A 6,516-nucleotide genomic window follows, 5' to 3' on the forward strand; every position below is an offset into this window, starting at 1 on the left:
AGATCACGTCGGGTGATCTCCCGGTTTTTTCCATCAGGCGAACACGAAATACTTGCGCACGGTTTCCACCACTTCCCACGTACCTTTCATGCCTGGCTCGACGATGAAAATGTCACCGGCGCGCAGGTGGATCGGCGCCATGCCTTCCGGGGTGATGATGCAGTAGCCTTCCTGGAAGTGGCAGTACTCCCATTTCACGTAGTCCACATACCACTTGCCCGGCGTGCAGATCCAGGTGCCCATGATCTTGCTGCCGTCTTCGCTGGTGTAGGCGTTCAGGTTGACGGTGTGCGGGTCGCCTTCGAGTTTTTCCCATTTGCAGGCGTCGAGCACGGGCAGCGGGTGAGTGTCGCGAAGAACGGTAATCGGTGCGGTCATGATGACTCCGGCAGTGGGTACTGGAACTGAAGTCGCACCCTATAGCGCCCGTCCCTTGCTCAGTTGTCTGTGCTCGACACTGAGCTGTCCAGAAACGCACAGCGTTCGACGACTCAGGAGAGCGTCAATGCATGCAGCAGGGCCTTGGCGTAGCCGGGTAATGCGGCGAAGTCCCGGGCACAAAGCAACAGCTTGCGTTGGCCCCAGGGTTCTTGCAGGGCGAGGCGCTTGAAGGTCGGTCCGATGGGGGCGCGTTCGATTGCGGCCAGCGGTACGATCGCCAGTCCCGCCCCGCGGGCAACCATGCGCATCACGCCATCGAAGCCATCGGCGCGGATGCGGATCTGCATGCGTGAACCTGCGTGCAGCGCCTGTTCCTCCAGGTACACCGCCAGTGCGCTATTGGCGTTCAGCCCGACGTAGTGGTGATGCAGCGTGTCGGCAAAGCTCACCGAGCTCGCCTGTGCCAAGGGATGTTCGTGGGGCATGATCAGCACCAACGGGTCGTCGCGAAACGCGCAGGTCTGCAGGTCAGTGGTATCCACTGCATCGGAGACAACGCCGAGGTCTGCCGCTCCCTGACGCAGTGCGTGGGTGATGCGTGCGCTGGGCAGTTCTTGCAGGTCGATATCGAGATTGGGGTGTTCGCGCAGGAAGTCGGCGAGCAACTCCGGCAAGTACTCGGTGATTGCCGTGGTGTTGCACAGTAATCGGACCTGGCCTTTGACGCCGTTGGCGTATTCGGCCAGGTCCTGTTGCATGCGCTGTGCCTGTTGCAGCAAAACCCTGGCATGCCGCGCCAGGGCTTTTCCGGCAGGTGTTGGCGTGACACCACGACGACCGCGTTGCAAAAAATCGGTGCCCAATGACGACTCCATGGCGCGGATTCGCGCGCTGGCCGCTGCCAGGGACAAATGGCTGCGCGTGGCGCCGGCGGTGATGTTGCCGGTGTCGAGGATGTTCAGGTAGAGGCGCAGGTCGGTGAGGTCGAAGTGCATGGGTAGCCGCCGGTTATGCGTTGTCTGGACTGGCCTCATCGCGGGCAAGCCCGCTCCCACAGGTGACCGGGGTGTTCCGGGCGAACGCGATCAGATGTGGGATCGAACTTGCCCGCGAAGGCGTCAGTCGGCGCGATCAATTTTTCAGGCTCTTGCCAGGCAAGAGGCAGCCTTAGTATATGGCAGATTTTCAACTGGCCAATCCGGGCTCAGGATAGCCCCATGAATACGCTCGTCACGTTCTACCAAAACCTCGGTCTGGCCCTTTCATTGCTGGTCATCGCCACCTTCCTGCTGGCCGGCATGATCAAGGGGGTGATCGGCCTCGGCCTGCCGACCGTTGCCATGGGCTTGCTCGGTCTGGCTATGGCTCCGTCGCAAGCTGCGGCTCTGCTGATTATTCCAGCCACCTTGACCAACCTCTGGCAACTGGCGTTCGGAGGGCATCTGCCGGGGTTGGTCAAGCGGTTATGGCCGATGTTGTTGGCGATTTTCCTTGGCACCGGCATGGGCACGCTGTGGATCGGCATGGCCGGAGGGCACTGGGTGGTGCGGGGGCTGGGAGCGGCGTTGATGCTGTATGCCTTGAGTGGTCTGTTTCTGCCAACCCTGTGTGTGGGGAGTCGCAACGAACGTTGGCTGGGGCCGCTCTGCGGTCTGGTCACCGGCGTCATTACCTCGGCTACCGGCGTCTTCGTGATCCCGGCAGTGCCGTATATGCAGGCACTGGGGTTGAGCAAGGATGAACTGGTGCAGGCACTGGGCCTGTCGTTCACTGTCTCGACCCTCGCCCTGGCCGGCGGGTTACTGTGGCGCGGGGCTTTGGGCGGGGGCGAGTTGAGTGCGTCGCTGCTGGTGCTGATTCCTGCGGTGCTCGGCATGATGCTCGGGCAATGGCTGCGTCAGCGGATCAGCGCCGTGCTGTTCAAGCGTGTGTTCTTCATTGGCCTCGGATTGCTCGGCGGCCATTTGTTGATCAGCGGCTAGCGGACGACGGGCTGATCATCTCGATGGCGCGGATCTCGAAGTCACGCTCCAGGTACTCATCGCGCTGCTCAAGAAACTGCTTCATGTGCGGCAGGTTCGAGTGCACGTCGAGATGGGCCTGTGATTGCCAGATCTCATAGAAGATAAACAGCGTCGGGTCCTGTTTGTCGCGCAGCATGTGGTACTCGATGCAGCCGGGCTCGGCACGACTCGCTTCTACGTGGTCGCTGAAAAACGCTTCGAAGGCCGCGGATTTTTCCGGGCGGGTCTTGGCATGCAGGATGAAGCCTTGGATTTCACTCATGTAGGAGCTCCTCTGGTCAGAATCGGCGCCAGTCTAAGGCAATAATCTCTTGTTGATTCGTGCGTGTGGGTCAAATGAATTTTGTGCAATGAGCGCTTATTCCGCGCGAGGCAGATCGTTAATCTGCCGCCATCCGATTCCTGACCTTCCCGAGACCTCCCATGAAAAAAGTTCTGTTGCTCAATGGCGGCAAAAAATTTGCCCACTCCGATGGCCGTTACAACACCACCCTGCATGAAGCTGCGTTAAGCGTGCTGGACCGTGGTGGCGTGGACGTGAAAACCACGTTCATCGACGAGGGCTACGACGTGGCTGAAGAAGTCGCCAAGTTCCTCTGGGCCGACGTGATCATCTACCAGATGCCTGGCTGGTGGATGGGCGCACCGTGGACCGTGAAGAAGTACATCGATGAAGTCTTTACCGAAGGTCATGGCAGCCTGTACGCCAGCGACGGCCGCACCCGTTCCGATGCCTCGCAAAAGTACGGCAGCGGCGGTTTGATCCACGGTAAGCAATACATGTTGTCGTTGACCTGGAACGCACCGCAGCAAGCCTTCGACGACCCGACCGACTTCTTCGAAGGCAAAGGTGTGGACGCGGTCTACTTCCCGTTCCACAAGGCCAACGAATTCCTCGGCATGAGCGGTTTGCCGACCTTCCTTAGCGTGGACGTGATGAAACGCCCGAACATCGAAGGTGACGTGGCGCGTTATGAACAGCATTTGACCGAGGTGTTCGGCCTCAAGGCCTGAGGTTCCTTTTGCCCCGCATCCAGCTACTATCAAGCCAGTTTTTGAATGAGGGGCAAACGTGAAAGCCAGGTCCGATGAGTTGCAGATTTTCGTCTGCGTGATTGAGTGCGGATCGATTTCAGCGGCGGCCGAGCAGGTCGGGCAAACCCCGTCGGCGGTCAGCCGCACGCTGTCGCGGCTGGAGGCCAAGCTCGATACCACGCTGATCAACCGCACCACCCGGCGCATGGACCTGACCGAGGAGGGCAAGTATTTCTTCGAACACGCCAAGCTGATTCTCGATCAGATGGACGAGCTCGAAGAGCGCTTGTCCTCGCGCCAGCAAACGCCGTCCGGGCGTTTGCGCATCAACGCGGCCTCGCCGTTCATGCTGCACGCCATCGTGCCTTACATCGATGAATTCCGGCGGCTCTACCCTGACATCCAGCTTGAGCTCAACAGCAACGATCTGATCATCGATTTGCTGGAGCAAAGTACCGACATCGCCATCCGCATCGGCACGCTGGCGGACTCGACCCTGCACGCGCGCTCACTCGGTTGCAGCCCGTTGCACATCGTCGCCAGCCCGGCGTACCTGGAAAAACACGGCACGCCGACCGCGGTGGCAGACCTGTCCGCCCATACCTTGCTGGGCTTCACCCAGAACGAAGGCCTCAACCAGTGGCCGTTGCGTTATGTGCATGGCGATCGCTGGCCGATCGAGGCGGCGCTCAGCGCCTCCAGCGGTGAAACCATCCGCCATCTGGCGCTGGAAGGGCAGGGCATCGCCAGCCTGTCGCACTACATGACCATCGAAGACATTCGTGCCGGCCGCTTGAAAGTGTTGCTGGCAGAGTTCAACAGTGGCTATCGCCAACCGATCAATGCCGTTTACTACCGCAACTCGCAGCTGGCCTTGCGAATTCAGTGCTTTCTGGATTTTATCCAGGGCAAGCTGGCGCTTTATGCCTCAACGAACTTCAACGACTGAAATAGGCCTGGCATCTCTTTTCTGGTTTGGACTGCGTCATCGTTCATCGCGGGCAAGCCAAGCTCCCACAGGTATTGTGTGGTTCACGCAACCGGTGAGCGACGCAGAATCTGTGGGAGCGGGCTTGCCCGCGATGGCATTTGTGAATGTGCATCCGTAACATCCGCACACTCTTTTTGCTGCCCTGTATGCGGTCCCCCATGAAACCAAGAATTCTGCGCGCCGATGCCCTGGCCGGACTCACCACCTCTTTCGCCCTGCTGCCCGAATGCATCGCTTTCGCCCTGGTCGCCCATCTCAATCCGCTGATGGGGCTTTATGGTGCATTCATCATCTGCACCCTGACCGCGCTGTTCGGCGGCCGGCCGGGCATGGTGTCCGGCGCTGCCGGGTCGATGGCGGTGGTGATCGTCGCGCTGGTGGTGCAACACGGTGTGCAGTACCTGCTGGCCACGGTCTTGCTCGGTGGTTTGATCATGATGGCGTTCGGTTTGCTTAGGCTGGGCAAACTGGTGCGCATGGTGCCGCACCCGGTGATGCTCGGCTTCGTCAACGGCTTGGCGATCATCATTGCGCTGGCGCAGCTGGAGCATTTCAAGAATGGCGAAAGCTGGCTCAGTGGTACGCCGCTGTACATGATGGTCGGCCTGGTCGTCGTGACCATGGCCATCGTGTATGGGCTGCCACGCCTGACCCGCGCCGTGCCGCCGGCACTGGTGGCAATTCTGGGGGTGGGCCTGGCAGTGTATCTGCTCGGCTTGCCGACCCGCACCCTCGGCGACATGGCGCACATCGCCGGCGGTCTGCCGACGCTGGCATTGCCGGATATTCCATGGAACCTGGAAACCCTGCGCGTCATCGCGCCGTACGCGATCCTGATGGCGCTGGTGGGCCTGCTGGAAACCCTGCTGACCCTCAACCTCACCGATGAAATCACCGAGAGCCGTGGCTACCCGGACCGCGAATGTGTGGCGCTGGGGGCAGCCAACATGGTCTCCGGCGTATTCGGGGGCATGGGCGGCTGCGCGATGATCGGCCAGACAGTGATCAACCTCAGCTCCGGTGGGCGCGGGCGCTTGTCCGGGGTGGTGGCCGGGGTGTCGATCCTGTTGTTCATCCTGTTCCTGTCGCCGCTGATCGAGCGCATTCCGTTGGCGGCATTGGTCGGGGTGATGTTCGTGGTGTCGCAACAGACCTTCGCCTGGGCCTCGCTGCGGGTGATGAACAAGGTCCCGCTGAACGATGCGCTGGTGATCATCGCCGTGACGGTGATTACCGTGTTCACCGATTTGGCCACCGCCGTGCTGTGCGGCATCATTATCGCGGCGCTGAATTTTGCCTGGCAACAGGCCCGGCAGCTGTACGCCGACAGTCATCTGGAGAGCGACGGCAGCAAGCTTTACCGGGTCCACGGTACGTTGTTCTTCGCCTCGACCACGCCATTTCTCAACCAATTCGATCCGGCCAACGACCCGGCGCAAGTGACGCTCGATTGTCGTCATTTGAGCTTCGTCGACTACTCCGCCATCGCCGCGCTCGACACTCTGCGCGAGCGCTACAACAAGGCCGGCAAGCATCTGCGAGTGCTGCATTTGTCCGAGCGTTGCAAAAAATTGCTCCGACGCGCCCGGGTTCATCACGACTGAGACTCGCCTGTGATCGTTCCCATGCTCCGCGTGGGAACGCTTCTTCGGACGCTCCGCGTTCGGCTTCGCAGTGGACGCAGAGCGTCCCGGGCTGCATTCCCACGCAGAGCGTGGGAACGATCGACGCGCCCGGGTTCATCACGACTGAGACCCGCCTGTGATCGTTCCCATGCTCCGCGTGGGAATGCCTTTTCGGACGCTCCGCGTTCGGCTTCGCAGTGGACGCAGAGCGCCCCGGGCTGCATTCCCACGCAGAGCGTGGGAACGATCAACGCGCCCGGGTTTATCACGACTGAGACCCGCCTGTGATCGTTCCCATGCTCCGCGTGGGAACGCTTCTTCGGACGCTCCGCGTTCGGCTTCGCAGTGGACGCAGAGCGTCCCGGGCTGCATTCCCACGCAGAGCGTGGGAACGATCGACGCGCCCGGGTTCATCACGACTGAGACCCGCCTGTGATCGTTCCCATGCTCCGCGTGGGAA

General features: G+C 60.9%; 7 protein-coding genes. 4 read left to right on the top strand and 3 right to left on the bottom strand.

What is annotated here, in order from left to right:
- Window positions 1–33: 33 nt before the first annotated feature.
- Together D8U73_RS26690 and D8U73_RS26695 are read right to left on the bottom strand one after the other, a co-directional pair.
- Window positions 34–378 carry a cupin domain-containing protein gene (locus D8U73_RS26690; RefSeq protein WP_056854914.1) on the bottom strand — a complete coding sequence of 115 codons (345 nt, stop codon included), beginning with the start codon at window positions 376–378 and terminating at the stop codon, window positions 34–36.
- 113 nt (window positions 379–491) lie between these two features.
- Complete coding sequence (locus tag D8U73_RS26695; RefSeq protein ID WP_056854915.1) at window positions 492–1,376, bottom strand: LysR substrate-binding domain-containing protein; 885 nt, start codon at window positions 1,374–1,376, stop codon at window positions 492–494.
- A gap of 222 nt (window positions 1,377–1,598) precedes the next feature.
- Between D8U73_RS26695 and D8U73_RS26700 the strand changes: the two genes are divergently transcribed.
- The gene (locus D8U73_RS26700) at window positions 1,599–2,363 is read left to right on the top strand and encodes a sulfite exporter TauE/SafE family protein (RefSeq protein WP_130906210.1); all 765 of its coding nucleotides are present in this window, start codon (window positions 1,599–1,601) and stop codon (window positions 2,361–2,363) included.
- On the opposite strand, the gene D8U73_RS26705 is transcribed toward D8U73_RS26700, so the two are convergent.
- A complete protein-coding gene (locus D8U73_RS26705; RefSeq protein ID WP_130906211.1) occupies window positions 2,353–2,667 on the bottom strand; it encodes a putative quinol monooxygenase in 315 nt (104 codons plus the stop codon). The genes D8U73_RS26700 and D8U73_RS26705 overlap by 11 nt on opposite strands.
- A gap of 161 nt (window positions 2,668–2,828) precedes the next feature.
- Here D8U73_RS26705 and D8U73_RS26710 point away from each other — a divergent pair, with 161 nt between their 5' ends.
- From D8U73_RS26710 to D8U73_RS26720, 3 genes are all read left to right on the top strand, one after another.
- Entirely contained in the window at window positions 2,829–3,419 is a 591-nt protein-coding gene (locus D8U73_RS26710) for an NAD(P)H-dependent oxidoreductase (protein ID WP_056854918.1), read from the top strand.
- A 58-nt stretch (window positions 3,420–3,477) separates the two neighbouring features.
- A complete protein-coding gene (locus D8U73_RS26715) occupies window positions 3,478–4,389 on the top strand; it encodes a LysR family transcriptional regulator (RefSeq protein ID WP_056854919.1) in 912 nt (303 codons plus the stop codon).
- Between the two features lie 200 nt (window positions 4,390–4,589).
- Window positions 4,590–6,035 (top strand): SulP family inorganic anion transporter, encoded by a 1,446-nt coding sequence (locus D8U73_RS26720; protein WP_056854920.1) that lies wholly within the window; start codon window positions 4,590–4,592, stop codon window positions 6,033–6,035.
- Window positions 6,036–6,516: the final 481 nt, after the last annotated feature.

Origin of the sequence: Pseudomonas sp. Sample_22 (assembly GCF_004307635.1) — a bacterium.
GTDB lineage: Bacteria > Pseudomonadota > Gammaproteobacteria > Pseudomonadales > Pseudomonadaceae > Aquipseudomonas.

What these genes read in the sequence shown, in the direction of transcription:
- D8U73_RS26690 (WP_056854914.1), bottom strand. Translation starts at nt 378, where the DNA reads ATGACCGCACCGATTACCGTTCTTCGCGACACTCACCCGCTGCCCGTG.
- D8U73_RS26695 (WP_056854915.1), bottom strand. Translation starts at nt 1,376, where the DNA reads ATGCACTTCGACCTCACCGACCTGCGCCTCTACCTGAACATCCTCGAC.
- D8U73_RS26700 (WP_130906210.1), top strand. Translation starts at nt 1,599, where the DNA reads ATGAATACGCTCGTCACGTTCTACCAAAACCTCGGTCTGGCCCTTTCA.
- D8U73_RS26705 (WP_130906211.1), bottom strand. Translation starts at nt 2,667, where the DNA reads ATGAGTGAAATCCAAGGCTTCATCCTGCATGCCAAGACCCGCCCGGAA.
- D8U73_RS26710 (WP_056854918.1), top strand. Translation starts at nt 2,829, where the DNA reads ATGAAAAAAGTTCTGTTGCTCAATGGCGGCAAAAAATTTGCCCACTCC.
- D8U73_RS26720 (WP_056854920.1), top strand. Translation starts at nt 4,590, where the DNA reads ATGAAACCAAGAATTCTGCGCGCCGATGCCCTGGCCGGACTCACCACC.